Origin of the sequence: Stenotrophomonas sp. I18B00994 (genome assembly GCF_014145825.1) — a bacterium.
GTDB classification, from domain to species: domain Bacteria; phylum Pseudomonadota; class Gammaproteobacteria; order Xanthomonadales; family Xanthomonadaceae; genus Stenotrophomonas; species Stenotrophomonas maltophilia.
Map to the genome: position 1 here is coordinate 1 of NZ_JACIUW010000026.1, position 23191 is coordinate 23191.

Sequence of the window (23191 nt, forward strand, 5' to 3'; positions counted from 1 at the left end):
CCGGCCGCTGGCCGGCAACTGCAACATCCTGCCACCGTTCGTGGGGTTGCCGGCCAGCGGCCGGCACTACCCGTGCGCGTTTACGCGCTGATGCCGTATTCCTTCAGCTTCTTGCGCAGGGTGGCACGGTGGATGCCCAGCATCGCGGCGGCGCGGCTCTGGTTGCCTTCGCAGTGGTTGAGCACTTCCACGAACAGCGGGATCTCCATCTCGCGCAGCACGATCTCGTAGACATCGTCCGCGTCGCAGCCATCGAGGTCACGCAGGTAACGGCGCACGGATTGGGCGACATGTTCACGCAGCGGTGGCCGGGGAGCGCCACGACTGTTGTCAGGACGAGAGAGGACAGCGTTCAAGGGGGTTCCCGATTCGGTGGGCCCGTGCGCGCGGTGCGCGCGGCCGGACGAGGTGGTGGCGGCCAGTCTAGCGCGAGCGTGCCCGGCCTGCCACGGCCGGTCGCCTTTTCACGTTCAGAGGAAGTCGAAGGTGAATGCGACGGTCGATGCGGAGGGCTCCTGCACACGGAAGGCGACGCGCGCGCTCTGGCCCGGTTCCAGCAGGGCGGCGCCGGGGTTCTCGCCAAGGTACTGCGCAGGCGTGAACACACCGCTGCCGATCACCCGGCCATCAGCATCGGACAGTGACAGGCGCAGGTCCGGCCAGGCCTGTGCCCAGCGTGCGTCGTTGCGGATGCTGGCCTGCACCTGCAGCACGCCGGCCTGCCCGGGCAGCGGCCGGATCTCGCGGCTGGTCATGGTGAAGGCGGTGGGTTCATGCCAGGCCGGCAGGCTGCAGCGCAGGAGGCCGCAGAGCGTGCCCAGCCAAGCACGGTTGCCGGCGTCGGCGGCCAGCCGCGCACGGTCGGCCAGCACGCTCTGCAGCACCAGCAGCAGCGCCAGCCCTGCAACCAGCAGCCAGTGCCAGCGCGGTGCCGGCAGGTTGCGGGGGCGCGCACTGCCAAGGAAACTCGGCGCGTCAACGGCGGCCGTCGTCGCCGGCACTGTAACCGGTGCCGACGCGATGGCCGCAATGTCATCAACGATGACAGGCGCATCGTCGCGCTGCATCTCCGCCGCCACATGCGCCGCTTCGGCGGGCCCGGCTGGCACCTGCATGACAGGCGACGCGTGTTCTTCCGGTTCCTGCGTGCGCGCATCGGTCGAAGGCACGGGCGAACCTTCCGGGGCGGTGCGCAGGAAGGTTGCCAGAGGGCGTCGCGGTGGGTTCGGCTCGGACATGCTCAGGGTGCGGGCTCGGATCCAGCAGTCATTCAACCACGATCAGGCGCGGCGCACGCCGGTGATGCGCATCCAGTCGCCATCCTGGGTCGCCTGCAGGTCGTCGAACCATTCGGCATAGCGCTGCAGCAGTTCACCTTCCTGGCCGTGCAGGATGCCGGACAGGGCAATACGGCCGCCGGCGGCCACGCGCGCGGCCAGCAGCTCGGCCAACGCGTCCAGTGCCGAGGCGAGGATGTTGGCGACCACGATCGGGTAGGTGGCGACCGGTTCGTCCGGCGGCAGGTACACGTGCATGCGCGCCTGTTCGCCGTTGCGCTCGGCATTGTCGGCGGTGGCGACCAGGGCCTGCGGATCGTTGTCCACGCCAATGGCCTCAGCGGCGCCCAGCTTCAGCGCGGCAAGCGCAAGGATGCCGGAGCCGCAGCCGAAGTCGAGCACGCGCTGGCCCTGCAGCAGGCCATCCACGGCCAGCTGGTCCAGCCAGCGCAGGCAGAGCGCGGTGGTCGGGTGGGTGCCCGAGCCGAACGCCAGGCCCGGGTCCAGCCGCACCACGGCGGCGTCGGCAGCCTGTGCGGCCTCCGGCAGTTCATGGTTCCACGGCACGATCCAGGTGCGGCTGCCGAAAGCCATCGGCTGGAACTGGTCCAGCCAGGCGCGTTCCCAGTCCTCGTCCTCGACCGCGCGGAAACTGCCGCTGCTCCAGTCCAGTTCCGGGTCGAACGCCTCCAGCGCGGCCAGCAGCAGCAATGCGTTGCTGTCGGCGGGAAACAGCGCGCTCAGCACCAGGGTGTCCCATAGCGGGGTCTCGCCCACGCCCGGCTCGAGAATGGCCTGTTCGTTGCTGGTATCGGCCTCGGCATCAAGCAGCGTGACGGCCAGTGCGCCGACATCCTCCAGCGCATTCTCATAGCGGGGCTGGGTAGCTTCGGTGCAACGCAGGGTCAGTTCCAGGAACGGCATGGCGGTGGGGGCAATCGCGGGAAAGGGGGCCATGCTAGACCATCGGAGCGTCTCCGTATTGCCTGAGATGCCGCTCGGAGATGAACGGAACCGATTCAGACAGGCCTGGCGGGCCTTGCTAAACTTGCTGCTTTCCTGTGCGCCATGAACGCTCACTGCCGCCAATGGCCTTTGCTCCGACCCTGAAAACCTGGTTGCTCGTGCTGCCGGCGGTGGCCGTGCTGGGCGTGGCCGGGTATCGGGCCAACGGCCATGCCGGGTCGGTACCGGTGACCGCAGGCGAACTGCCGACGGCGCAGGTTGCGGCGGACGATGCGGCGCCCCTGCCGGTCGTGCCGGAAGCGTTGGCGCGTCGCCTGGCGGCGTTCGAGCGCGGCAACGCGCTGCCTTCGGGCCTGCCGCTGGACCTGCGCGCGGACATCGAGGATGCCACCGATCTGTACGCCTATGCGCAGCGCCTGCGCGTGCAGGCCGACGACGGCAATCACGAGGCGCGCTGGATGCTCAGCCGGGTCTACGACTACTGCGCGCAGTACGCCATCGATCCAGGCGGTTATCGGTTGGACAACAATGTGCTGGCCGGGCTGGGCCTGACCGCTGCACCGGCGATGGTGCAGGCGCGCGAGCGCGTGGCGCAGCGCTGTGGCGGCTTCGTGCCGGGCGACAAGCTGGGGTCCGCGCTGGTGCTGGCCGAGCGCCGCAAGGCAGCCACGCAGGGCAACCTCGCAGCGGAAGCATCGCTGTTTGCCGAAGGCGAGCCGCTGAATGACAGCCCCGAGTACCGCCGTGACCTGGTCGAGCGGGTGCGCACATCGCGCGATCCGGAGGCCTTCATGGCCATTGCACCGGGCATGGGCGTGCGCGCGGCGGGCGACCAGGCGCTCACTGGCCTGGTGGCGGGAGAACAGCTCAGTGAACTGGCGTGGCGGGTTGCGGCCTGCGAGCTCGGTCTACCGTGTGGTGCCGACAGCGTGCTGGTCAACAGTTTTTGCGCGAATGGAGGGATCTGTTCGCAGGATGGGACGCAGGATTTCCGGGATTTCGTGTATGACGCTGCGGTTTCGCGGCAAGGTGCGGGGAAAATGAAGCAGTGGATCAAGCGATTGGTTGGAAAGAGGGGCGGGCAATGAACTACCGTCGATTCCTGCATGGGGCCAAGTTCTGGTTCTGGGTGGCGCTGTTCGTGGCCTATTCGGCCGGCGCGGTCGGGCTGTTGATGATCGACACCTATGAAGATCGTTACCGGCATCTGTCGAAAGTGGAACTGACCACGGTGAAGGCGCAGGAAGATGTGCGCCGCGTGGGTGCCAGCCAGGTCGCTGCGGTCTATCGCGCGCAGAGCGGCATGCCGTTCGCTTCGTTGCCGGCAGGCAGTACCTTCCAGGTGGTGTGGCCCGATGGGTCCACCGAGACGATGGTGATCGTCGACCCGAGCTCGCCCAATGGTGTACGCCCGCTGGCGAATTCGCAGATCCCGGCCGAAGCTGCCGACAAGCGCTGATGCACCTGCCGTAGAGCCGAGCCCACGCTCGGCTCTACGGCAATGGAAAAAGGGCGGGGATATCCCCGCCCTTTTCATGTCCAGTACCTGCTGCCGATCAGGTCAGTGCGATCGGCTTGTTCTTGCGCTCGGCAAGACGCTTTTCCAGGTAGTGGATGTTCTGGCCACCGGCCTGGAAGCCCTTGTCGCGCATGATCCGCTGCTGCAGGGCGATGTTGGTCTTGATGCCGTCGACTACCATCTCGCTCAGCGCCACCCGCATGCGGGCGATGGCGGTTTCGCGGTCCGGGCCGTGCACGATCAGCTTGCCGATCATCGAGTCGTAGTTCGACGGCACGCGGTAGCCACTGTAGATGTGGGTATCCACGCGCACGCCGGGGCCACCCGGCGGATGGAAGCCGGTGATGGTGCCCGGGCTCGGCACGAAGGTCTCGGCGTCTTCGGCGTTGATGCGGCACTCGATCGCGTGGCCGGTCAGCACCACGTCGCTCTGCTTGATCGACAGCTTCTGGCCGGCGGCGATCTTCAGCTGCTCGGCCACCAGGTCGATGCCGGTGACCATTTCGGTGACCGGATGTTCCACCTGGATGCGGGTGTTCATCTCGATGAAGTAGAAGCGGCCGTCTTCGTACAGGAACTCGAACGTGCCGGCGCCGCGGTAGCCGATGCGCACGCAGGCTTCGGTGCAGACCTTGCCGATCTGCTCGCGCTGTTCGGCGGTGATGCCCGGTGCCGGCGCTTCTTCCACCACCTTCTGGTGGCGGCGCTGCATCGAGCAGTCGCGCTCACCCAGGTGGATGGCGTTGCCCTGGCCGTCGGCCAGCACCTGGATTTCCACGTGGCGCGGGTTCTCCAGGAACTTCTCCATGTAGACCTCGCCATTGCCGAACGCGGCCTTGGCCTCGCTCTTGGTGGTTTCGATCGAGGTCTTCAACGAGGCCTCGGCATGCACCACGCGCATGCCGCGACCGCCACCGCCACCGGCCGCCTTGATGATGACCGGGTAGCCGATCTCACGGGCGATCTTGGTGTTGGCGACGATGTCATCGCCCAGCGGGCCGCCCGAACCGGGCACGCACGGCACGCCGGCCGACTTCATCGCGCGGATGGCTTCGACCTTGTCGCCCATCATGCGGATGGTGTCGGCCTTGGGGCCGATGAAGATGAAGCCGGATTCTTCCACGCGCTCGGCGAAGTCGGCGTTCTCCGACAGGAAGCCGTAACCGGGATGGATCGCCTGCGCGTCGGTGACTTCAGCGGCGGCGATCAGCGCCGGAATGTTGAGGTAGCTCTGCGGCGACGGCGCCGGGCCGATGCAGACCGACTCGTCGGCCATGGCCACATGCTTGAGGTTGCGGTCGACCGTGGAATGCACGGCCACCGTGCGGATGCCGAGGGTGTGGCACGCGCGCAGGATGCGCAGCGCGATCTCCCCTCGGTTGGCGATGACGACTTTGTCGAGCATGGCGTGCCCCTCAGCCGATCACGAACAGCGGCTGGTCGAATTCCACCGGCTGGCCGTTCTCGCCGAGGATGGCGACGATGGTGCCGGACGTGTCGGCTTCGATCGGGTTGAACATCTTCATTGCTTCGATGATGGCCAGGGTCTCGCCTTCCTTGACCTGCTGCCCAACGGTGACGAAGGCCGGCTTGTCCGGTGCGGACGACGCGTAGAAGGTGCCGACCATCGGCGAGCGCAGCACGTGGCCTTCCGGCAGTGCCGGGCCCGGCTTGGCGGTGCCGCCGGTGGAGGCTTCGGTCGGCGACTGCATCGGCATCGCCTGCGGTGCCGGGGCGGCCGGAGCGGCGTACACCGGGGCGGCGACCGGGGCGGCATAGCCGGCCACCGGGGCACGCGACAGGCGCACCGACTCTTCGCCTTCCTTGATTTCGATTTCAGCCAGGTTCGACTCTTCCAGCAGGTCGATCAGCTTCTTGATTTTGCGCAGATCCATGAGGGCCTCTTTGGTTTCTATCTAGGTGAGGAGAGCGCCGTGGGCGCCCGGGTCGACAATCAGGTGGCGGATACCCGCAGCAGCGCCGCGTCCATCGCGTAGCGGTAGCTGTCGGCACCGAAGCCGCACACCACGCCCACCGCCTTGTCACTGAAGTAGCTGTGCTGGCGGAACGGTTCGCGGGTATGCGGGTTGGACAGGTGGATCTCGATGAACGGCACCGCCACCGCGGCCAGCGCATCGCGCAGGGCGACCGAGGTGTGGGTGAAGGCGGCGGGGTTGATCAGGATGAAAGCGGTTCCGTCGTCGCGCGCGGCCTGCACGCGGTCCACCAGCACATGCTCGGCGTTGGACTGCAGGCTCTCCACCGCGTGCCCGGCGGCCGATGCCTGGCTGGCCAGGGCCTGGTCGATGTCGGCCAGCGTGGTGTGGCCGTAGACCTCCGGCTCGCGTGTGCCGAGCAGGTTGAGGTTGGGGCCGTGCAGGACCAGCAGCTTCGCCATGGGATCCGGAAGACGGGAAAGGGCGGCAGTCTGGCGGAACCGGCGGATGCTGTCCAGTTCGGCGAAGTTTGCAGCGTTTCAATCGAACGTTTGAAATCTGCCGGAGCGCTTATGGCCGTATGGCGGGCCCTGGATCAAGGCGCGCTGAATGGCTCGCAGGGCGGGGATGCTTGCACGTAGGCCGACGATGGCGGCAGGCATGGGCAGGCTGATGCTGCCATGGGCGGTGCTGCGGTAGATCCACGCCACGCGCGGATGAGGCTACCGGTCAGTAGATCCACGCCACGGGTGGATGATGGACCTCCGGTCGGTAGATCCACGCCATGCGTGGATGAAGGACGTTCGGTACGTAGCACGCTACGCACCCACCGAGGGGCAGCCGAAGGTGCGCCGCACACCTACTGCCCCCCGCCACGCCCCCGCTCACGTCTCCAGCGGCACCGTCGGCACCACATTCGGAAACACCTCTTCCAGCGGTTCCCGTTCCCCAGGCTTCGGTGCCGGCCAGTTGTAGGCATTCACCGGCTGCGCGCGGTTTACCCACAACGCGTAATACAGGTGGTCGGCGCGGCCATCACCGGTATTGGGGTGGATCAGGATGGTCAGGCCCAGGCTGTTGAGCTGCAGCCAGGGCACCAGCACCGGCAGCAGGTCGTTGGTGAAGCCGAAGTAGAACGACGGGGTGACGTGCGGCCCGCGTGGTTCCAGGTTCCAGTTGCCCAGCTCCACCGGGAAGCGCTCGGCCGCCCAGCGCCGCAGCAGCGCAGCCTTCTCGAAGCTGTCCTCGTCGAAGTAGATGTGCGCGTGATAGCTCTTGATGTCGGTGTAGGCGCGTGGGGTCACGGGCAGGGTGGCCTCGCCGGGACGCACGCTGGCCGGGCGCGGGGTCGGTTCGCTGGCCGTGGCCTGGCCCCAGGGGCTGCGCCCTTCCGGTGCTGGCGGCACGATGGCACGGAAGCCGGGGCGGCCAGGCTCGGTGGTGTTCACCGCGTCGTTGCCGCGCGGTGCTGCGGCGGTGGTCGAGGCACTGGCCAGGCCGCCAGCGGCCAGACCCGCCGAAGCGATCAGGCGGCGCCGTGCCGGCGAAAGCAGGTCGGCCCAGTGGGCGTCATCATCGCCGGCGTCGGTGAGGGTCTGCGGGTCCGGGTGCATGAAGGGCTCCGTGGCGGCATCGTGTGGGCAGGCAAGCACGCTCGGGCACCCGCATCCACAGCGTCCAATAAGCAGGGGGCATCACCTCATGCAGGTGCGCCCCGTTGTCGTTGAGCGTGGCCGCTGGGCGGGCTAGGGTGCAGGTCTGCCGCCCCGGAGCCCTTCCATGATCTCGCCCGATGCCGACACACAGCAAAAGCGCGCGTTTTTCCGTCAGCTGCACGCGCAGGGTTGCTTCGTGCTGCCCAACCCGTGGGATGTGGGCAGTGCCCGCTACCTGCAGCGGCAGGGCTTCCAGGCACTGGCCACCACCAGTGCCGGCTGCGCTTGGAGCGAAGGACGGCCGGACGGAGCGGTTTCGCTGCAGGCCACGCTGGCGCATCTGCGCGTGATGGCGGCAGCGACCCCATTGCCGTTGAATGCCGACTTCGGTGATGGCTTCGGCGCCACGCCGCAGGCGGTGCAGGAGGCGGTGGCCGCGGCGATCGACACCGGCATTGCGGCATTGTCGATCGAGGATGCCAGCGGCGTGGCCGATGCACCGCTGCGTCCGATCGACCAGGCGGTCGAGCGCCTGCGCGCTGCCCGTGCAGCCATCGACCGCGCGGGCGGCGACGTGCTGCTGGTCGGGCGTGCGGAGAACTTCTTCGTCGGCGTGCCGGATCTGCAGGACACCCTGCAGCGCCTGCGTGCCTACGCAGAGGCCGGTGCCGATGTGCTGTATGCACCTGGCATCAGCACGCGCGAGCAGATCAGCGCGGTGGTCGCCGCTGCCGGGTCGAAGCCGGTGAACCTGCTGGTCGGTGGACCGACACCGCTGCGCCTGCAGGACATTGCCGCGCTCGGCATTCGCCGGGTGAGTCTGGGCGGCGCACTCGCCCGTGCCGCGTGGGGCGGGCTGATGCAGGCGACCCAGCCGATCGTGCAGGACGGACGCTTCGATGGGCTGCAGCAGGCGGCCTCCGGAGCTGCCTTGAACGCGCTGTTCCGCTAGATCCACGCCGTGCAAGGCGGGAGGGGCCGGCGACTACAGCGCCTCGATCTCCCGCTTGGGTAAGGTCACGTCGGGTTCCAGCGCTGGCAGCAGTTGGCGAAGCAGGTTTGGATTGCCCTGCAGCCCGGTGCCATCCAGATACGTCCAGCCGGAACCACCAACGCGGCGCACGGCCACCATGAACGTGGTGCTGCGCATTGGGGTTTCACGCACCCGTATCAGGGATTGGCGTGGCACGAAGCAGACTTCTTCCTCTCCGGCAGCATAGGTCCGGGTCGGCACACCTACATCTTCGCTGATGATCACTACACCGGCGTTGTGCTGCTTCTTCAACGCATCACGGGTGATCGCCTGGAAGGCGTCATCGCCGCCGGCCAGTCGCTTGAGGCTGGGATGGGTACGTTCGATGAGGAAGTCCGCATCGCCGCGGGCGTATGCAGCCATCATGGCGCGCACATCTTCGCGCAGAGCCTTCGCATCACTGGGACTGAGTTCACCTGCGAAGGCGGATGGCAGCAACAGCAATAGCGACAGCGACAGCAGCATCAGCATCAGCATCGTCAGGGGCAGGCGTCGATCCATGTTCGGGTGTCTCACAGGGCACCGCCGCACTATACGGTGGATGCGAAAACAGCGTCCCATCGATGGCGCTGGTATCCCGAAAATCACTACTTACTATTGGTAGGTATTGATTTCTGGAGACCCCCCATGCACAGCCTCATTGTCATCGCCCACCCTGAACCCGGTTCGCTGACCCATGCGATGGCGCATCGCATCGGCGATGCCATCACTGCCGCCGACGCCCGCAACACCGTGGCCTACGCCGATCTGATGGCCGAAGGCTTCGATCCGCGCTTCAACGCCCAGGACCAGGCCTTGTTCCGCAGCACTGGCGCGGTACCGGCCGACATCGCCGCCGAGCACGCACGGCTGGAGGCCACCGATACACTGGTGCTGGTGTTCCCGTTGTACTGGTGGTCGTTCCCGGCACTGCTGAAGGGCTGGATCGACCGTGTCTTCACCAACGAATGGGCCTACGCACAGGACGCGCAGGGCAAGCTGGTGAAGAAGTTGCAGCGCCTGAACGTGCATCTGGTGGGGCTGGGCGGTGCCGATGCAGCGATGGTCGAACGACGCGGCTACGATGCGGCGATGAAGACGCAGATCGACATGGGCATCTTCGACTACTGTGGCGCACGCGTGCTGACGTCCGACCTGCTGCTGGATGCCGATACCGGTGCGGCTGGAGCGCATCTGCAGACCGCGCTGGCGATCGGCCGTAAAATAGGCACTCCGATGCGCTGATCGCCGTGTTCCGCCGATGCCCGCCAACGCCGCTCCCACGCGCCGCCGATTGACCCGCGAGCAACGCGCCCGCCAGTTGCTGGACGTGGCCTGGGCGCTGGTCGGTGAAGAAGGCACCGACGCGTTGACGCTGGGACGGCTGGCCGAGGCGGCGGGCGTGACCAAGCCGGTGGCCTACGATCACTTCGTGACCCGCAACGGCCTGCTGGCCGCGCTCTACGATGACTATGACGGGCGGCAGACGGTGGTCTTCCACGAGCGTATCGGCCGCGCCCGCGCGCAGCTGGCCGACCGTGCGGCGGCTATCGCCTCCGGCTACATCGACTGCATCCTCAGCCAGGGCAGTGAAGTGCAGGGCATCCTTGCCGCGCTGGTGGGCGCGCCGGAACTGCACGAGGTGCGACGGCGTTACCAGCAGGACTTCATCGACAACTGCGACGCATGGCTGGGTCCGTTTGCCGCCGATGGCACGGTGCCACTTGCTGGGCGCTGGGCGATTCTCGGTGCGGCTGAAGCCCTGTCCGAAGCCGTGGCGGCAGGTGCGCTGGACAAGACCAACGCCGAGGCCGAGCTGCAGCGGCTGATCGTGGCGACGGTCAAGCGGCGCTGAGCGGCTTCGGGCGTCAGGCCCCGGCGGTGCTGCTGGCCAGCGTGGCGAATCCTGCCGCCAGCTGATCGCGCACCTGTGCGTCGCGCGCGTCGCGGCTTTCAGAACCCAATACCACGGTGATCAGGCGTACCGGCTGATCCCGCCCGGGCACTGCCCGGCATGCGGTGGCGGCCAGGCAGAAGCCTGCTGCCTGGGTGTAGCCGGTCTTTAATCCATCCACGCCGTCATCGCCAAGCAGCGCATTCTGGTTGTTGCGGCTGAAGCTGCCATGCACGAACGCGCGCTGCGCGGTGATTGCCAGTATCTGCGGATGGTCATTCAGTAGGCAGGCGGCCAGCACCGCCATGTCGCGCGCGCTGGACGCATGGTGCGGCGTGGTGATGCCGGAGACGCTGGCGAACCAGCTGCTGCGCAGGCCGAGCTGGCGTGCGTGCCGGTTCATGCGCTCCAGGAACGCAGGCTGCGATCCGTCCAGGTGGCGCGCGATGGCCAGCGCCGCGTCATTGCCGGAGACGATCATCAACCCTTCCAGCAGGCGCGCGAGCGTGACCGTTTCGCCGGGCACCAGGCCCATGCGCGTTTCATCGTCGGCGACCGCATGCACGTCGCCGGCGGCGATGGTGACTTCGTCGCCCCACGAGCGACCGCGCTCCTCGACACATTCGTAAGCCGCGTAGGCGGTCATCAGCTTGGTCAGCGAGGCCGGCTGCCTGGCGATATCCGCGTTGTGCTGGTGAATCACCGCGAAAGTTGCCGCATCGAGGGTGATGGACGACAGCGGTGCACGCGCAGGAGCAGGAGACGGCATGGAAGCGACGATGGCAGTGGGGACCCAGGAGGATAGTGTGCGGCGACTGCACGAATCTGAAATATTGAAACGATATAACGTATCGTCATTGTGGGCCGCCGATGGCCCGACGGGACATCCGATGACTGCACGCATTCCACGCCGCTGGCTTCATTCTTCGTTGCTGCTCGCGCTGGCCGCACTTGGCGGCTGCCAGCCCAACCTGCGCGCCGAGGCTGTTTCCAGCGCCGAAGCCGGTCCGCTCAATGTGATCGTGATGATCAACGACGGTGCCGGCTGGGGTACCTGGGACGCCGCCGCCTACTGGCAGTACGGCAGCCGTGAAGGCGCACCCTATGCGGATTTCCCACTGCGCCTGGCGGTGACCACCTTTCCGTTGAACGCGAGCAGCCAGCCGACCGGTGACAACGCGCAGACGCTTGGCTACGACCCGGGCAAGGCCTGGGATGACGCGCCGGTTCCTGCGCAGGACCTGCCCTTTGCGGGCTACCAGTACCTGGCCGCGGTGGCTACCGACAGTGCGGCGGCGGGCACTGCGCTGTCCTCGGGGATCAAGACCTACAACAACGCCATCAACTTCAACAACGATGGCCAGCCGGTCGAGTTCAATACGCTGCGCGCCAAGCGCCTGGGCATGGCCACCGGCGTGGTCACCTCGGTGCCGTTCGCGCATGCCACGCCGGCCGCGTTCGCGGCGCAGAACGAATCGCGCAGCAACTATCACGCCATCGCACACCAGATGCTGGCGCAGGGCCACATGGACCTGGTGATGGGCACGGGTGGCCCGGGCTACAGCGTCGACGGCCGCGCCTGCCATGAAGGTACGGACGCCGCGAAGGCGGAGGGCTGTGCGAATCCATGGGAGTGGGTGTCGCAGCAGGATTGGCAGCAGCTGGAAGCGGGCAGCACCATCGGCGGCAATCCGGCGGGACCGTGGCGCCTGATCCGCAGCAAGGAAGCGTTCGCCGCACTGGCGCAGGGACGGTTGCCGGCCGACCGGCCGCTGATCGGTGTACCGCGCGTGGCCAACACACTGCAGCAGGCGCGCCAGCTGCAGGTGCTGGGCAAGGATGCAGGCACGCCTTCGGGAGTGAGGAAGATCGACAGCGTGCCCGATCTGGCGACCATGACGCGTGGCGCACTGCAGTTCCTGCAGCAGCGCTCGTCCAAGGGGCTGTACCTGATGGTGGAAGGCGGCGCCACCGACTGGGCCGCACATACCAGTGCGTGCGGCACCGAATGGCATTACGGCCAGTGCAGCGATCAGCCGCAGTATGGCCGGCTGATCGAAGAGACCGTGGAATTCAATGACGCGGTGGCGGCGGTGGTCGACTGGATCGAGCGCAACGGTGGCTGGGAGCGCAACCTGTTGATCGTCACCACCGACCACGACAACAGCATGCCGATGGGCCCGGATGCACAGGACGTGGCTTTCGCGCCGGTACGCAACAACGGTCGCGGCCGCATGCCCGGAATCAGCTTCCGCCCCACCGGCAACCACTCCAACGCGCTGGTGCCGCTGTGGGCCAGGGGCGCCGGCGCGGAGCTGCTGGGCAAGCGCGTGCGGGGCGTCGATGCCGGCTACCGTCAGCACGTGCGCTGGAACGACGGCAGCTACATCGACAATACCGACGTGGCTGCCGCAGTGCAGGAAGCGCTGCAGCGTCCACGGTAACGCCCGGTTGCACGCGGGCTGTTGTCGAGGCAGCCTGCGTACATGCAGTCGGATATCCGCATCGACGGTCGTGTCTTCGCCTACGTCTTCCCCTGTGCGTGGGAAGACTACGCGAAGATTGGTTTCTCACGTGATCCGCTTGGGCGCATCAGCGCATTGCACCGGCGTTGGTTCGAGTTCTTCGATCTCGACGCCGGTGCGCTGGTGGAAGCGGAAAGCGAGCGCGATGCGCGGGATCTGGAGCTGCAGCTGCGTTCGCCGTTCAAGGCGCACCGCGCTCCGGCGCCGATGACGGTCCAGGACAAGGCTGGAGGCCGCACCGAATGGGTACGTGGTGCCAACCACGCTTTGTCGCTTGCGGTTGCCGGCCTGGGCGAACAGGGCTATCGCTGTTATCCACTGAAGGGATGGCTGCGAGCCGCGCTTCGCCTGCGCATGGACCGGCTGCACGACTGGGCGGCGGTGCAGCTTCCCGAAGAGGAAGGCCTGCGGATCCCCGGTGGCCCCGGCGAGGGCGCGCTGCGTGACACCCTCGACGGTTGTCGGGCATTGGACATCGATCCGATCCCATGGCTGCCTGAACACGTCCAACGCTGGTATGCAGGTTGAGGAGCGTTCAACGGGCTCGCGGCGGCTGAACCGGCGCGGCCGGTTGCCGCGCGCACTGCGGGGCAGGTCTGGATGGGCTGGCCAGCTGGCGTGCCAGCTCGGCGCTGGCCACGTGGCCCTGCAGGAACAACAAGCCGCCGAAGATGTTCATGAGCGTGCCTCCACTTGAGTGGATTGCACGATACGGGCAGCATGGACGGGCAAAAAGCGACATTTCCGCAAGCATGACTTGAGAGAATTTCAAGCCTTATGTCCCGCCCTCCGCTCCATGCCCTCCAGGGCTTCGTGGCTGCCGCCCGGCTTGGCAACCTGTCGCGCGCGGCGGCGTCGATGAACCTGACCGTCAGCGCGCTCAGCCACCAGATGCGGCAGCTGGAAGAACGGCTCGGGCAGCCGCTGCTGATCCGCCAGCCGCGTGGTATCACCCTTACCCTTGAGGGGCAGCGCCTGCTCGAGCAGGTGGGGCCGCATCTGGATGCGATAAACGAAGCCTTCCAGCCCTATGCCGCGCGTGCCGAGCACGTGCTGACGATCAGTGCGGTGCCATCGATGGCATCGGCCTGGCTGGTGCCGCGCCTGGGTCACTTCGTGGCTGAGCATCCGCAGATCGAGATCAACCTGCAGTCGAGTGAGCGCCTGATTGATTTCGAGCGGCAGCGCCAGTTCGACGCCGCGCTGCGGCTGGGCAGCGGGCAATGGCCGGGCCTGGTGGTGGAACCGCTGTTCGACGAGTGGCTGGTGCCGATGGCGAGCCCCGCGCTGATCGAGCGCATGGGGGGCATCGACCGTGTACCGCTGACCCAGTGGCCGCTGCTCGGTGATCCCGACGGCGCGTGGGGCGCCTGGTTCGCGTTGAGCGGGCAGAGCCCGCCATCGCGCTTCGTGGCGGTGCTGGATGATTCGGAGGCGCACCATCGCGCCGCACTGGATGGCGTAGGCGTGGCCCTTGGCCGGGTGACCCGGGCACGCCTGCTGCTGGAATCCGGCCAGCTGGTCGCGCTGTCCAGCCAGCGCCTGAAGACGGCGTGGCCGCATTGGCTGGTGTACCCGCAGCGCTCGGCCAGCCATCGCGGCTTCCTCGCGTTCCGCGACTGGCTGCATGCGCAGGCCGCCGAGCATGTGCAGCACATGGCGGACGCGCATCTGTAACGCCGCGCGGTGCTCGATCTCGACTCTACAGTCACTGCACCAGGGTGACCGCCTGCCCGGCACGCGCGAACGCTTCCTCCAGCAACGGGCCCGCCTTGATCGCTTCCACTTCCTCAAACAGCGCCCGCAGCGCATCGGCGGGGCGTGAGGCCGGTGCCGCCACTGCCTGCTGGATCGCGGTGAAGCGATCGGCCAGCACCCGATGGCCGGGATGTGCCTTCGCCCAGGCCGCCAGCGGCTGGCGTACACCGGCGGCGGCATCCAGGCCGTGCTGGTCGAACAGGGCGATGGCCGCTGCCGAGGTGTCCGCCCGCTCGATCGTGGCATGGCGCAGTTCCCGGCTCAGGAACAGGTCATAGGCCGCGCCACGCCCCACCGCGATGCGCAGTCCGTCGCGGTCGAGGTCGGCCACTTGCTGCGCCGGGCTGTCTTCGCGCACCAGGTAAGTGCCTTCGATCTCCACATACGGAGCGCTGAAGGCGATGCGGTCGGCACGCGCCGGATCGATCGCCAGGAAGGCCAGATCCCAGCCGTCTTCGCCCGCTGCGGCGACCACCGAGGCTGCGGCACCGTGGCAGGTGAAGCGTGCCTGCACCCCCATCCGTTGCGCCAACGCGGTAGCCAGTTCCAGCGAGGGGCCGCGCGGTGAGCGCGCATCGCCCTGTGCCAGCACCGGGTTGCCCAGGTTGATCGCCACGCGCAGGAAACCGTGCGGTGCCAGCGTACGTCGGTGGTCGGCCAGGGACATGCAGGACTCCACGGGGCAGGGGAGACCCAGCATGCCAACAACGGTGTCCGCGTGGCGTGGACTCAGCCGCGCGCGGCGAAGGTGCCGTGGAAGCCCAGTGGCACCGCATACGGCAGCCACGCCTGGGCCAGCGGACCGTCATCCACACGGCGCGCATCCAGCACGGCCAGACCGCTGCGCTGGTTCACCGGATCGAGCAGGGTGCCGATCAGCCAGCCGTCATCGGCGTTGCGGCTGCCCGGGCGCGGTACGAACACATGCTCTTCGGCCATGATGTCCGCCCCGTAGTTCCAGAGCTGGCGGCGCCCGTGCTCGATCTCGAACGCGGCCGCCGCGTTGAAGTACGGCGCAGTGGCCGTGCCGTCGATGGTCGGCGCATACAGCCGTGCGCCACGTGTGTTCGCCGAGCGCGGGTCGAACAACGGGAACTCCACCGCGCTGATGCCCAACGTCTGCCAGCGGGCCTGTCCACGACGCAGGTCCAGATGCAGCTCGACCAGGCTGGCGCCACTGTTGGCCGCGTGTGCGCCATCACCGGCCATCGCTTCCTTCATCGGCGAGCGCGCCTCATTGATGTCGTCGTGGCGCACTGCGCGCAGCACGATGCCGCCATCGCGGGTGAACGCGTCGCCGAAGTGGTAGATCGCCGCGAACGGGGCCTCGAACCATTGCGCCTTGTCCGGCGCATCCTTGGCGACCACCGCGATGCGCACCGGACGCTGCGGTGCGAACTGCATGCGCTCGAAGAAGCTGCCACCTGCGCCGGTGAAATCGAACGGCATCATCACGAACACCAGGTGCTGGTCGGTCATCGCGAAGGCATGCAGGTAGCCATGCTCGGGTGTTTCGATCACATTGGCGCTGCGCAGCTGGCCGTCCGCACCGATGTGCCAGACCAGCAGGCCATGGCCCCCCATCAGGCTGATCGAGCCGAAGTTCCAGAGGCTGCCGTCGTGGTCGGTCAGCGGGTGCGCCGAGAACGGCAGCGCCGCCAGGTCCGGACGCCAGGTGACAGGGCCAAGCGTCTGCAGCGAATCCGGGTCCACTTCGAACGCCGAACCGGATTCGCACAGGGCGAACAGGCGGCCATTGATCATCGTCACCGAGGTGTTGGCCACGTTGGCATCATCGTTGTTGCGTACCGCCAGCGCACCGGGAATGCTGGTGCCGGCGGCCGGATACTGGAAGCGGCCGGCCTTCTGTTCACGGGTGAATTTCGGCGTGGCAACCATGCGCCCGTGATGGGTCAGGCTGCCATCACCATTGAAGCGCCAGCCATGCACCATGCCGTCGCCGTCGAACCAGTGGTCGTAGCGGAAGCCATCGCGCTCGGTCCACGCCGGACCGTTGCGGTACAGCGTGCCAGCCAGGCCTGACGGCAGCTTTCCCTGCAACTGCACGGTGGCCGGACCGAGGCTTTCGCTGCCGACGCTGCGCCAGCCGAGCAGCCACGGGTGTTCCTGCATGCCCTGCGCGAACCGCGCCGGGTCGCCGGCGAAGGCGGGAGCGCTGCGCAGCGCGGTGGTGCCCAGGGCCAGACAGGCACTGCTGCTGAGCAGGGTACGAAGGAAGCGGCGACGGTCCATGGTGGCCTCGGGTCTGGATGCAGGAATCAGCGCAGGGTGATGTCGATGGCGGTGCCGGCGGCCGGTACGTCGACGCGCGCCTCGTCGAAGGTCGGCTTGCGCATCACCTGCGGGTTGTTGCTGAAGCCGTAGCCCTCCACCGGCATCCCGACCAGGTTGGTGTCGAGCTTGCCGTTGTCGTTCTCGTCGTGGGTGAGCAGCACTGCATAGCTGCCGGCCGGAACGCCCTTGAACGTGAAGTGGGCGCTGTCGCCGCTGGGCGCCGCCTGCTGGGCCTGCACGGGCCTGGCCTTGCCGTCCCAGGCGGCCGCGCTGTCGACCAGCGCAACGCGCAGGGTGCCGGTCTGCACACGGACGTCGTGCACGGTCACGGCCAGGTCGGCGGCGTGGGCACTGCCGGCCAGGGCCAGGGCAGTCAGGGCGGTGCTGAGCAGGGCGGTGCGGATCATGGCAGTGGCTCCGGAAGTGTGTGTGGCGGTGTGGCGCCAGTCTGCGTGCGGCGCTGCACCGGGTTCAGGGCCAGTGGTCATCGATTCGACGTGCCAGAAGTCACTTTCTGCGCCGGACCCATTGCCGCCGGCGTGCGCGGCGGTCAGCATCTGGCCATGCCCAGCCTGTTCCGCCATCTGTTGCGTCCCCTCAGCCTCGCCGGCCTGGCCACCGTGCTGGTGGTGGGCCTGTCATTCGCGGTGCAGCGCAACGGTGCCGGGCTGAGCCTGCTGCTGCTTGCCGTGTTCCTGCTGCTGTTCGTGGTGCACGGCTGGGCGTCGGTGCCATCACGCGTGCGCGCTGTCGCGGCGGTGTTGCAGGCGTTGCTGGCGGTCGTGCTGGTTGCGCTGCAGCCGCGTACCGGCACCGCACCGGTACTGCTGGTGGTGCTGGTGGCGCAGCTGGCCGAGCATTGGCCACCGCGCTTCGTGCTGGCTGTTGCACTGCTGGCCAACCTCGCCATGTATCTCGTGCTGCGCCACAGCGGCTTCAGCCAGCCGCTGCTGGTGGTGCTGCTCTATGGCGGCTTCCAGGCCTTTGCCGCACTGACCGCACACTATGCCCGCAGCACGGCGCTGGCCCGCGATGACCTGGCCCGCGTCAACGCCGACCTGCTGGCCACCCGCGCGCTGCTGGCCGACAGCGCACGCGATGCCGAGCGCCTGCGCCTGGCGCGCGAACTGCACGATGTGGCCGGGCACAAGCTCACCGCGATGCGCTTGAACCTGCGTGCCCTTGCGGCCGACCCTGTGTTGGCCAGGCGCGAAGGATTGGTGCTGGCCGAGCAGCTGTCCGGCGAGTTGCTGGCCGACATCCGCCAGGTGGTGCGTTCGATGCGCGATGATCGCGGCCTCGATCTGGCCACCGCATTGCACGCGCTGGCCGCGCCGTTCCCGCGCCCGAAGCTGCAGCTGCAGATCGGCGAGTGCGTGCGCGTGGTTGACCCGCTGATGGCCGAGACCGTGCTGCGCCTGGTACAGGAAGCGCTGACCAATGCCGCCCGGCATGGCAACGCAGACACCGTATGGCTGACGATCAACGAGGAGGACTCCCGGTTGCGTATCGACATCCGTGACGACGGCCAGCGCGCCGAACGTATCCGCGAGGGCAACGGCATCGCCGGCATGCGTGAGCGCCTGGCCGCAGTGCGTGGCCAGTTGGAACTGGCCCGCACCGCACAGGGCGGCATGCACCTGACCGCCTGGGTGCCGGCATGAACGGCAGCGCGATCCGTGTTGCCCTGGCCGACGACCAGGCGCTGGTCCGCGCCGGGCTGCGTGCGTTGTTGCAGGGGTTGGGCGTGGACGTGGCGCTGGAGGCCGAGGAGGGCCAGGCGTTGCTGGACGCGCTGTCCACCCAGCGCGTGGATGTTGTGCTCAGTGACATCCGCATGCCCGGGATGGACGGCATCGAGGCAGTGCGCCAGCTGCGCGCGCGCGGCGATGCCACGCCGTGGCTGCTGCTGACGACCTTTGATGAAAGTGATCTGCTGCTGCTTGCCAGCGAGGCCGGCGCACAGGGCTTCCTGCTCAAGGACGCCGCACCCGCAGACCTGCGCGAGGCGATCGAGCGCGTCGCCGCTGGCGAAACCCTGCTGCTGCCGGTCAGCACCGAGCCGGTACGCGCCCGCTACCGCTTCCACGATGAAGCACCGCCCACCGATACCTTCGGGGAACGCGAGGTGGCGATCCTGCGCTTGCTGGCCGGTGGCTACAGCAACAAGGAGATCGCGCGCAGCCTGTTCCTGGCCGAGGGCACGGTGAAGAACTACGTGTCCGCCATACTCGACAAGCTGGGCACCCGCGATCGCACCCGTGCAGTGCTGAAGGCGATTACCCTGCGCATCATCTGAGTGGACCGAGCAAGGAGTGCCAGTGAACCCGATCCTGCATGTGGAAATCCCGGCCAGTGACCTGGACCGTGCCATCACGTTCTACCAGCGGTGGCTGCAGGTCGCGGTGGACGAACCTGTCGTGCTGCACGACTGCCGGATGGCCTACCTGCCGTTCTCTGATGAGGCCGCCGGTGCCAGCATTGCGCTGGTGCACGGCGCGGACTACCGGCCTTCCGAACAGGGGGCGCGCGTCTACATCGGCGTCGATGACCTGGATGCGAGCCTGGAGCGAGCACTGCAAGCGGGCGCCGAGCTGCGCTTCGGACCCGCCGATGCGGGCGACTGGCGCGTGGCCGAGATCCGCGACAGCGAAGGCAACCGCATTGCGCTGCAGGCGCGCGCAGCTCTGTAGAGCCGAGACCACGCTCGGCTGCTGTTGGCCCACCCGCTCCAGTTCAGCCGAGCATGGGCTCGGCCCTACAAGGTCGCGGCGCGCGAGCGCTGCAGCCAGTCATTGATGGCCGGGTCCAGTCGCGGGTCGTCCGGTAGCTGCATGCCGAAGCGCTGTTGCAGCACGGCACGCACATCCCCCACATCATGCAGCGGGCGCTTGTCCGGTGCCTGCCCGGCGCGATACTCGGTGTAGTTGCCGCTGCCGATGGTGCGGCGCCAGTCCGGCCCGGTCAGCGACGCGCGCAGCTGCCCGGGGAAACTGGAATCGGGATGGGTGCACACGTACCAGTTGCCCACCACGTTGTCGATCGGTGCCGGCGCCTGCAGGTCGAACCGATACATCGCCCGCCAACCATCGTTGGACTCGGCCGACAGCACGAAATCACCCTCGTCGGGCAGGCGCTGCAGCAGAAAGCGTTCGTGCGGCGTGGCCTGCGGCTGCGGATCATGCAGGCGCAGCGGCACGGTCGGGGTCAGGCTGCCGAAACCGGCATCCACCAGCCAATCGTCGCTGTCTACGTTCACGCGCAGCAGCAGGTGGGTACGCGCGGTCAGTTCGCCGTCCTGGGCGGCCAGCAGTACCCGCGCGCTCAATGGCTGCGCATCGAAGCCCAATGCCTGCAGCAGCGCCAGCAACCCGCCATTGAGTTCGAAGCAGTAACCACCGCGGCGCTCGTCGAGCAGCTTGCGCTGCACGCTGTCCAGGTCGATCGGCACCGCATCGCGCAGCAGGCAGCTGAGTGTCTCGAAGGGCAGCAGTGCGTTGTGGCGCTGCTGCAGCAGGGTCAGGCCGGCCAGGGTCCGCGGTGGCGGTGCATCCAGCTGCAGGCGCTGCAGGTAGCGGGGGACATCGAGCGTCGTCATGGAGGCAGCGGGCGGGGGAGGGGCGTCCACTGTGTTCCCCAAACCGGGGTTGAGGTCAAGCGCGGTGGCCGTGTCATGCCTCCGTCGCCTGCACCCGGTACAAAGGCCGCGTCCACCAGCGATGGGGGGACGCAGACGAAGAAAGCGCTAAAGTTGTCCTGAGTCAGGCCGATAAAGGTGCGTCTTTCCACCTGGAGTCTGTCATGTCGGCCGTTGTCCCCCACCTCCGGTCCCTGCGCACGCGCCTTGCTGCGTTGCACTCGGCGTCCCCCGGGCTGCTGCGCTGGCTGCAGCCACATCGGCTCAGCGTGGCCAACAAGCTCAAGGCCACACTGTGGATCTGCGGCCTGGGCCTGGTGGCGATCGCTGCTGTCTACGCCTGGACTGGCCATGCCAACGCACTGGCTGCGCGCAGCCAGGCCAGCTACCAGCGCGGCAGCGATCTGGCTGCCAGCCTGTCCACGCGGGTGGCCGAAGCGCGTCGCCTGCAGACCCAGTATGCACGCAGTTTCGATGATGCCGACCGCGCGCAGCTGTTGGCCACGCAGAAGGCGTTGCAGACCGATCTGCAGGCGCTGCGCGCGATGCCGATGGATGCTGGCCGGCGCAAGGCCCTGCAGGCGCTGACCGAAGCCGCCGACGCGTTCTCGCAGGGTGTGGCCGCCCTGTTCGAACGGGTCGACGAGATGGGCCGTGGTGATGCCGGCCTCGCTGCGCAGCTGCAGCAGGCCGCCGACACCCTGCAGGCGCAGGTGGATGTGCAGCAGCGGCCAGCGCTGGCGCTGTCCCTGCAGAAGATGCGAAGGCAGGAGGCACTGCTGCTGCTCGACGGTGATTCCACCCACGCCGACCGCGCCAGCGAGGAGAAGCTGCCGTTCGACCTCGCGCTGGCGGGCCTGCCTGCGGATGTGCAGGACACCCTGCGCACCGGGATGGAGGCGTATCAGGCCGCACTGCTGGGGTATACCGCTGCCCGCGTCGGCCTGGATGTGGAAGCGCAGTCGCTGCTGGATACCGCCACGGGCGTAGCGCCGGCGTTGGCCGCATTCCAGCAGGCACAGGTGGCGGCGCTGGCCAGGGCGCAGGCACGCCAGCAGGCCGGCGCGCGCACCATGAGCGTGGTGTTCGCACTGACCCTGCTGCTGGTGGCCGGCGTGCTGATCACCAGCCTGGTGCTGGTGCTGCGTGCGGTGCGCCAGCCGATCCAGGACACCCTGCGTTTCGCCAGCGACATCGCCGACGACCGCCTCGACACCACCCTGCGCGTCTACAACGCCAACGATGAAATCGGCCAGCTGGCCCAGCGCCTGGTCGACATGCAGCAGCGCCTGCGCGCGCGCATCGAGACCGAGCGTGCGGTGGCCCGCGGCAACACCCGCGTGCGCCAGGCATTGGACAGCGCACAGGCCGGCTTGATGGTGATCGATGCCGAAGGCCTGGTGGCGTACGCCAATCCGGCGCTGCTGGAGCAGCTTGCACTCCGGCTTGAAGATCTGGTGGGGAGCGATGCGGTACGCCTGCATCCGGCACTGGCCAGCCTGGCTGGCGTGCGCCAGCGCGAGGAGCGCGAGATCGGTCATGCCGGCGTCCGCTATCAGTTGATCGCCAATGCCATCACCGACGAAGGGCATTTCCTCGGCGTGGCAGTGGAGTGGCGCAGCCGCGCGCTGGAAACGCTGCTGGAAACCGAAGTGGCAGCACTGGTCGACGCCGCCGCACATGGCGACCTGCACGGCCGCATCGCGCTGGAGGGAAAACAGGGCTTCGTGCGCACGTTGTCGACCAGCATCAACCGCCTGCTGGCGACCTTCGAGACCAACCTCGGCGATCTGCAGGCGCTTCTGGCGGCGCTGGCCCGTGGTGACCTCAGCGTGCGCATGGAAGGTGAGCTGCAGGGCGTGTTCGCACGCATGCGCGACGATGCCAACGCCACGGTCGCGCAACTGGGCCGCATCGTCACCCGCATCCAGCAGGCGACGTCCAGCCTCGACACCGGTGTGGGTGAGATCGTTGCCGGTCACCATGATCTGTCGCAGCGTACCGAACAGCAGGCGGCCAACCTTGAAGAGACGGCAGCGTCGATGCACGAGTTGACCGACACCGTTGGCCGCAACGCCGATGCCGCGGGCCGCGCCGATGCCCTGGTGCAGGGGGCGGCCGCGGTGGCCCAGCGCGGCGGCGAGGCCGTCGGCCAGGTGGTCGCGACCATGCATGGCATCAGCGAGGCCTCGCGGCGGATCGGCGACATCACCCAGCTGATCGATGGCATCGCTTTCCAGACCAACATCCTCGCGCTGAATGCCGCGGTGGAAGCCGCGCGCGCAGGTGAGCAGGGCCGCAGCTTCGCCGTGGTGGCTGCGGAAGTGCGCCTGCTGGCCCAGCGCAGTGCCGAAGCGGCCAAGCAGATCAAAGGACTGATCGAGGATTCGGTGGCGCGTGTTGGCCAGGGCAACCAGCAGGCCGAGCAGGCGGGCATCACGATGGGCGAGATCGTTGGCAGCGTGCAGCAGCTGGCCGAGCTGCTGGCCGGTATCCGCAGTGCATCGCAGGACCAGCATGCCGGCATCGCGCAGGTGAAGCAGACCATCGTGCAGATGGAAGCCAGCACCCAGCGCAACGCCAGCCTGGTGGAAGAGGCTGGTGCCTCCACCGCGCAGATGCAGGCGCAGGTACACGCGCTGGCCGAAGCGGTGGGCGCGTTCCAGTTGCAGTCGATGCCACAGGCGCGCGCTGCGGCCTGATCGTGCTCCGGTAG

At 67.8% G+C, this 23191-nt stretch carries 26 protein-coding genes; 12 read left to right on the forward strand and 14 right to left on the reverse strand.

Annotated elements, in window-relative coordinates; translation table 11 throughout:
- Nucleotides 1–80: 80 nt before the first annotated feature.
- The 3 genes from fis to prmA form a co-directional block, all read right to left on the reverse strand.
- Nucleotides 81–356 (reverse strand): DNA-binding transcriptional regulator Fis, encoded by a 276-nt coding sequence (gene fis, locus H4O10_RS19800; protein ID WP_005419706.1) that lies wholly within the window; start codon nucleotides 354–356, stop codon nucleotides 81–83.
- Nucleotides 357–470: 114 nt separating this feature from the next.
- Nucleotides 471–1238 (reverse strand): DUF3426 domain-containing protein, encoded by a 768-nt coding sequence (locus H4O10_RS19805; protein WP_049452094.1) that lies wholly within the window; start codon nucleotides 1236–1238, stop codon nucleotides 471–473.
- 42 nt (nucleotides 1239–1280) lie between these two features.
- Nucleotides 1281–2201 (reverse strand): 50S ribosomal protein L11 methyltransferase, encoded by a 921-nt coding sequence (gene prmA / locus H4O10_RS19810; RefSeq protein ID WP_012481409.1) that lies wholly within the window; start codon nucleotides 2199–2201, stop codon nucleotides 1281–1283.
- A 164-nt stretch (nucleotides 2202–2365) separates the two neighbouring features.
- On the opposite strand from prmA, the gene H4O10_RS19815 reads away from it, so the two are divergent.
- Together H4O10_RS19815 and H4O10_RS19820 are read left to right on the forward strand one after the other, a co-directional pair.
- Entirely contained in the window at nucleotides 2366–3331 is a 966-nt protein-coding gene (locus tag H4O10_RS19815) for a hypothetical protein (RefSeq protein ID WP_049452093.1), read from the forward strand.
- The gene (locus tag H4O10_RS19820) at nucleotides 3328–3702 is read left to right on the forward strand and encodes a hypothetical protein (RefSeq protein ID WP_005411254.1); all 375 of its coding nucleotides are present in this window, start codon (nucleotides 3328–3330) and stop codon (nucleotides 3700–3702) included. The genes H4O10_RS19815 and H4O10_RS19820 overlap by 4 nt, the downstream gene beginning before the upstream one ends.
- 97 nt (nucleotides 3703–3799) lie before the next feature.
- On the opposite strand, the gene accC is transcribed toward H4O10_RS19820, so the two are convergent.
- The 4 genes from accC to H4O10_RS19840 form a co-directional block, all read right to left on the reverse strand.
- The gene (gene accC / locus H4O10_RS19825) at nucleotides 3800–5167 is read right to left on the reverse strand and encodes an acetyl-CoA carboxylase biotin carboxylase subunit (protein ID WP_005411253.1); all 1368 of its coding nucleotides are present in this window, start codon (nucleotides 5165–5167) and stop codon (nucleotides 3800–3802) included.
- Nucleotides 5168–5177: 10 nt separating this feature from the next.
- A complete protein-coding gene (gene accB, locus H4O10_RS19830; protein ID WP_005411252.1) occupies nucleotides 5178–5657 on the reverse strand; it encodes an acetyl-CoA carboxylase biotin carboxyl carrier protein in 480 nt (159 codons plus the stop codon).
- A 59-nt stretch (nucleotides 5658–5716) separates the two neighbouring features.
- Complete coding sequence (gene aroQ / locus H4O10_RS19835; protein WP_005411251.1) at nucleotides 5717–6160, reverse strand: type II 3-dehydroquinate dehydratase; 444 nt, start codon at nucleotides 6158–6160, stop codon at nucleotides 5717–5719.
- Nucleotides 6161–6583: 423 nt separating this feature from the next.
- On the reverse strand, nucleotides 6584–7312 hold the full coding sequence (locus tag H4O10_RS19840; protein WP_049418041.1) for a DOPA 4,5-dioxygenase family protein: 729 nt from the start codon (nucleotides 7310–7312) through the stop codon (nucleotides 6584–6586).
- 166 nt (nucleotides 7313–7478) lie between these two features.
- Here H4O10_RS19840 and H4O10_RS19845 point away from each other — a divergent pair, with 166 nt between their 5' ends.
- Nucleotides 7479–8306 (forward strand): isocitrate lyase/phosphoenolpyruvate mutase family protein, encoded by an 828-nt coding sequence (locus H4O10_RS19845; RefSeq protein WP_043034544.1) that lies wholly within the window; start codon nucleotides 7479–7481, stop codon nucleotides 8304–8306.
- Between the two features lie 33 nt (nucleotides 8307–8339).
- On the opposite strand, the gene H4O10_RS19850 is transcribed toward H4O10_RS19845, so the two are convergent.
- On the reverse strand, nucleotides 8340–8888 hold the full coding sequence (locus tag H4O10_RS19850; protein ID WP_005411248.1) for a hypothetical protein: 549 nt from the start codon (nucleotides 8886–8888) through the stop codon (nucleotides 8340–8342).
- 126 nt (nucleotides 8889–9014) lie between these two features.
- Here H4O10_RS19850 and H4O10_RS19855 point away from each other — a divergent pair, with 126 nt between their 5' ends.
- Both H4O10_RS19855 and H4O10_RS19860 read left to right on the forward strand, forming a co-directional pair.
- The gene (locus H4O10_RS19855) at nucleotides 9015–9611 is read left to right on the forward strand and encodes an NAD(P)H-dependent oxidoreductase (protein ID WP_005411247.1); all 597 of its coding nucleotides are present in this window, start codon (nucleotides 9015–9017) and stop codon (nucleotides 9609–9611) included.
- 16 nt (nucleotides 9612–9627) lie between these two features.
- Nucleotides 9628–10221 carry a TetR/AcrR family transcriptional regulator gene (locus H4O10_RS19860; protein WP_005411246.1) on the forward strand — a complete coding sequence of 198 codons (594 nt, stop codon included), beginning with the start codon at nucleotides 9628–9630 and terminating at the stop codon, nucleotides 10219–10221.
- A 13-nt stretch (nucleotides 10222–10234) separates the two neighbouring features.
- Here the strand turns inward: H4O10_RS19860 and H4O10_RS19865 are convergent, their stop codons facing one another.
- Complete coding sequence (locus H4O10_RS19865; RefSeq protein ID WP_049452092.1) at nucleotides 10235–11029, reverse strand: D-alanyl-D-alanine carboxypeptidase family protein; 795 nt, start codon at nucleotides 11027–11029, stop codon at nucleotides 10235–10237.
- Nucleotides 11030–11150: 121 nt separating this feature from the next.
- On the opposite strand from H4O10_RS19865, the gene H4O10_RS19870 reads away from it, so the two are divergent.
- On the forward strand, nucleotides 11151–12704 hold the full coding sequence (locus H4O10_RS19870; protein WP_049452103.1) for an alkaline phosphatase: 1554 nt from the start codon (nucleotides 11151–11153) through the stop codon (nucleotides 12702–12704).
- 42 nt (nucleotides 12705–12746) lie between these two features.
- Nucleotides 12747–13313: a GIY-YIG nuclease family protein gene (locus H4O10_RS19875; RefSeq protein WP_033834050.1), complete on the forward strand. Its 567-nt coding sequence runs from the start codon at nucleotides 12747–12749 to the stop codon at nucleotides 13311–13313.
- A 7-nt stretch (nucleotides 13314–13320) separates the two neighbouring features.
- Here the strand turns inward: H4O10_RS19875 and H4O10_RS19880 are convergent, their stop codons facing one another.
- The gene (locus tag H4O10_RS19880; RefSeq protein WP_165931257.1) at nucleotides 13321–13464 is read right to left on the reverse strand and encodes a hypothetical protein; all 144 of its coding nucleotides are present in this window, start codon (nucleotides 13462–13464) and stop codon (nucleotides 13321–13323) included.
- A 98-nt stretch (nucleotides 13465–13562) separates the two neighbouring features.
- On the opposite strand from H4O10_RS19880, the gene H4O10_RS19885 reads away from it, so the two are divergent.
- On the forward strand, nucleotides 13563–14462 hold the full coding sequence (locus H4O10_RS19885; protein WP_005411241.1) for a LysR substrate-binding domain-containing protein: 900 nt from the start codon (nucleotides 13563–13565) through the stop codon (nucleotides 14460–14462).
- A gap of 31 nt (nucleotides 14463–14493) precedes the next feature.
- Here H4O10_RS19885 and H4O10_RS19890 read toward each other — a convergent pair whose 3' ends face one another.
- The 3 genes from H4O10_RS19890 to H4O10_RS19900 form a co-directional block, all read right to left on the reverse strand.
- A complete protein-coding gene (locus H4O10_RS19890) occupies nucleotides 14494–15210 on the reverse strand; it encodes an ABC transporter substrate-binding protein (RefSeq protein WP_049433113.1) in 717 nt (238 codons plus the stop codon).
- A gap of 62 nt (nucleotides 15211–15272) precedes the next feature.
- Nucleotides 15273–16796, reverse strand: a complete 1524-nt coding sequence (locus H4O10_RS19895) for a carotenoid oxygenase family protein (protein ID WP_049452091.1) — start codon at nucleotides 16794–16796, stop codon at nucleotides 15273–15275.
- Between the two features lie 26 nt (nucleotides 16797–16822).
- A complete protein-coding gene (locus H4O10_RS19900) occupies nucleotides 16823–17245 on the reverse strand; it encodes a DUF2141 domain-containing protein (RefSeq protein WP_012481398.1) in 423 nt (140 codons plus the stop codon).
- A 156-nt stretch (nucleotides 17246–17401) separates the two neighbouring features.
- Between H4O10_RS19900 and H4O10_RS19905 the strand changes: the two genes are divergently transcribed.
- The 3 genes from H4O10_RS19905 to H4O10_RS19915 are packed head-to-tail and all read left to right on the forward strand — an operon-like array spanning nucleotide 17402 to nucleotide 19531.
- Nucleotides 17402–18502 carry a histidine kinase gene (locus H4O10_RS19905; protein ID WP_182681062.1) on the forward strand — a complete coding sequence of 367 codons (1101 nt, stop codon included), beginning with the start codon at nucleotides 17402–17404 and terminating at the stop codon, nucleotides 18500–18502.
- Nucleotides 18499–19137: a response regulator transcription factor gene (locus H4O10_RS19910; RefSeq protein WP_049452089.1), complete on the forward strand. Its 639-nt coding sequence runs from the start codon at nucleotides 18499–18501 to the stop codon at nucleotides 19135–19137. The genes H4O10_RS19905 and H4O10_RS19910 overlap by 4 nt, the downstream gene beginning before the upstream one ends.
- Before the next feature lie 22 nt (nucleotides 19138–19159).
- Nucleotides 19160–19531, forward strand: a complete 372-nt coding sequence (locus tag H4O10_RS19915; RefSeq protein WP_049452088.1) for a VOC family protein — start codon at nucleotides 19160–19162, stop codon at nucleotides 19529–19531.
- A 65-nt stretch (nucleotides 19532–19596) separates the two neighbouring features.
- On the opposite strand, the gene H4O10_RS19920 is transcribed toward H4O10_RS19915, so the two are convergent.
- On the reverse strand, nucleotides 19597–20436 hold the full coding sequence (locus tag H4O10_RS19920) for an arylamine N-acetyltransferase (RefSeq protein WP_049452087.1): 840 nt from the start codon (nucleotides 20434–20436) through the stop codon (nucleotides 19597–19599).
- A 203-nt stretch (nucleotides 20437–20639) separates the two neighbouring features.
- Between H4O10_RS19920 and H4O10_RS19925 the strand changes: the two genes are divergently transcribed.
- The gene (locus H4O10_RS19925) at nucleotides 20640–23177 is read left to right on the forward strand and encodes a methyl-accepting chemotaxis protein (RefSeq protein ID WP_049452086.1); all 2538 of its coding nucleotides are present in this window, start codon (nucleotides 20640–20642) and stop codon (nucleotides 23175–23177) included.
- Nucleotides 23178–23191 lie beyond the last annotated feature (14 nt).

Excerpts from the sequence above, each read along its gene's own strand:
- H4O10_RS19855 (WP_005411247.1), top strand. The coding sequence starts at position 9,015 with ATGCACAGCCTCATTGTCATCGCCCACCCTGAACCCGGTTCGCTGACC.
- H4O10_RS19890 (WP_049433113.1), bottom strand. The coding sequence starts at position 15,210 with ATGTCCCTGGCCGACCACCGACGTACGCTGGCACCGCACGGTTTCCTG.
- H4O10_RS19905 (WP_182681062.1), top strand. The coding sequence starts at position 17,402 with ATGCCCAGCCTGTTCCGCCATCTGTTGCGTCCCCTCAGCCTCGCCGGC.
- H4O10_RS19895 (WP_049452091.1), bottom strand. The coding sequence starts at position 16,796 with ATGGACCGTCGCCGCTTCCTTCGTACCCTGCTCAGCAGCAGTGCCTGT.
- accB (WP_005411252.1), bottom strand. The coding sequence starts at position 5,657 with ATGGATCTGCGCAAAATCAAGAAGCTGATCGACCTGCTGGAAGAGTCG.
- H4O10_RS19805 (WP_049452094.1), bottom strand. The coding sequence starts at position 1,238 with ATGTCCGAGCCGAACCCACCGCGACGCCCTCTGGCAACCTTCCTGCGC.
- H4O10_RS19885 (WP_005411241.1), top strand. The coding sequence starts at position 13,563 with ATGTCCCGCCCTCCGCTCCATGCCCTCCAGGGCTTCGTGGCTGCCGCC.
- prmA (WP_012481409.1), bottom strand. The coding sequence starts at position 2,201 with ATGCCGTTCCTGGAACTGACCCTGCGTTGCACCGAAGCTACCCAGCCC.
- H4O10_RS19850 (WP_005411248.1), bottom strand. The coding sequence starts at position 8,888 with ATGGATCGACGCCTGCCCCTGACGATGCTGATGCTGATGCTGCTGTCG.
- H4O10_RS19920 (WP_049452087.1), bottom strand. The coding sequence starts at position 20,436 with ATGACGACGCTCGATGTCCCCCGCTACCTGCAGCGCCTGCAGCTGGAT.
- H4O10_RS19840 (WP_049418041.1), bottom strand. The coding sequence starts at position 7,312 with ATGCACCCGGACCCGCAGACCCTCACCGACGCCGGCGATGATGACGCC.
- H4O10_RS19875 (WP_033834050.1), top strand. The coding sequence starts at position 12,747 with ATGCAGTCGGATATCCGCATCGACGGTCGTGTCTTCGCCTACGTCTTC.
- H4O10_RS19880 (WP_165931257.1), bottom strand. The coding sequence starts at position 13,464 with ATGAACATCTTCGGCGGCTTGTTGTTCCTGCAGGGCCACGTGGCCAGC.
- H4O10_RS19865 (WP_049452092.1), bottom strand. The coding sequence starts at position 11,029 with ATGCCGTCTCCTGCTCCTGCGCGTGCACCGCTGTCGTCCATCACCCTC.
- H4O10_RS19820 (WP_005411254.1), top strand. The coding sequence starts at position 3,328 with ATGAACTACCGTCGATTCCTGCATGGGGCCAAGTTCTGGTTCTGGGTG.
- H4O10_RS19860 (WP_005411246.1), top strand. The coding sequence starts at position 9,628 with ATGCCCGCCAACGCCGCTCCCACGCGCCGCCGATTGACCCGCGAGCAA.
- H4O10_RS19910 (WP_049452089.1), top strand. The coding sequence starts at position 18,499 with ATGAACGGCAGCGCGATCCGTGTTGCCCTGGCCGACGACCAGGCGCTG.
- accC (WP_005411253.1), bottom strand. The coding sequence starts at position 5,167 with ATGCTCGACAAAGTCGTCATCGCCAACCGAGGGGAGATCGCGCTGCGC.
- H4O10_RS19815 (WP_049452093.1), top strand. The coding sequence starts at position 2,366 with ATGGCCTTTGCTCCGACCCTGAAAACCTGGTTGCTCGTGCTGCCGGCG.
- aroQ (WP_005411251.1), bottom strand. The coding sequence starts at position 6,160 with ATGGCGAAGCTGCTGGTCCTGCACGGCCCCAACCTCAACCTGCTCGGC.
- H4O10_RS19900 (WP_012481398.1), bottom strand. The coding sequence starts at position 17,245 with ATGATCCGCACCGCCCTGCTCAGCACCGCCCTGACTGCCCTGGCCCTG.
- H4O10_RS19870 (WP_049452103.1), top strand. The coding sequence starts at position 11,151 with ATGACTGCACGCATTCCACGCCGCTGGCTTCATTCTTCGTTGCTGCTC.
- H4O10_RS19845 (WP_043034544.1), top strand. The coding sequence starts at position 7,479 with ATGATCTCGCCCGATGCCGACACACAGCAAAAGCGCGCGTTTTTCCGT.
- H4O10_RS19925 (WP_049452086.1), top strand. The coding sequence starts at position 20,640 with ATGTCGGCCGTTGTCCCCCACCTCCGGTCCCTGCGCACGCGCCTTGCT.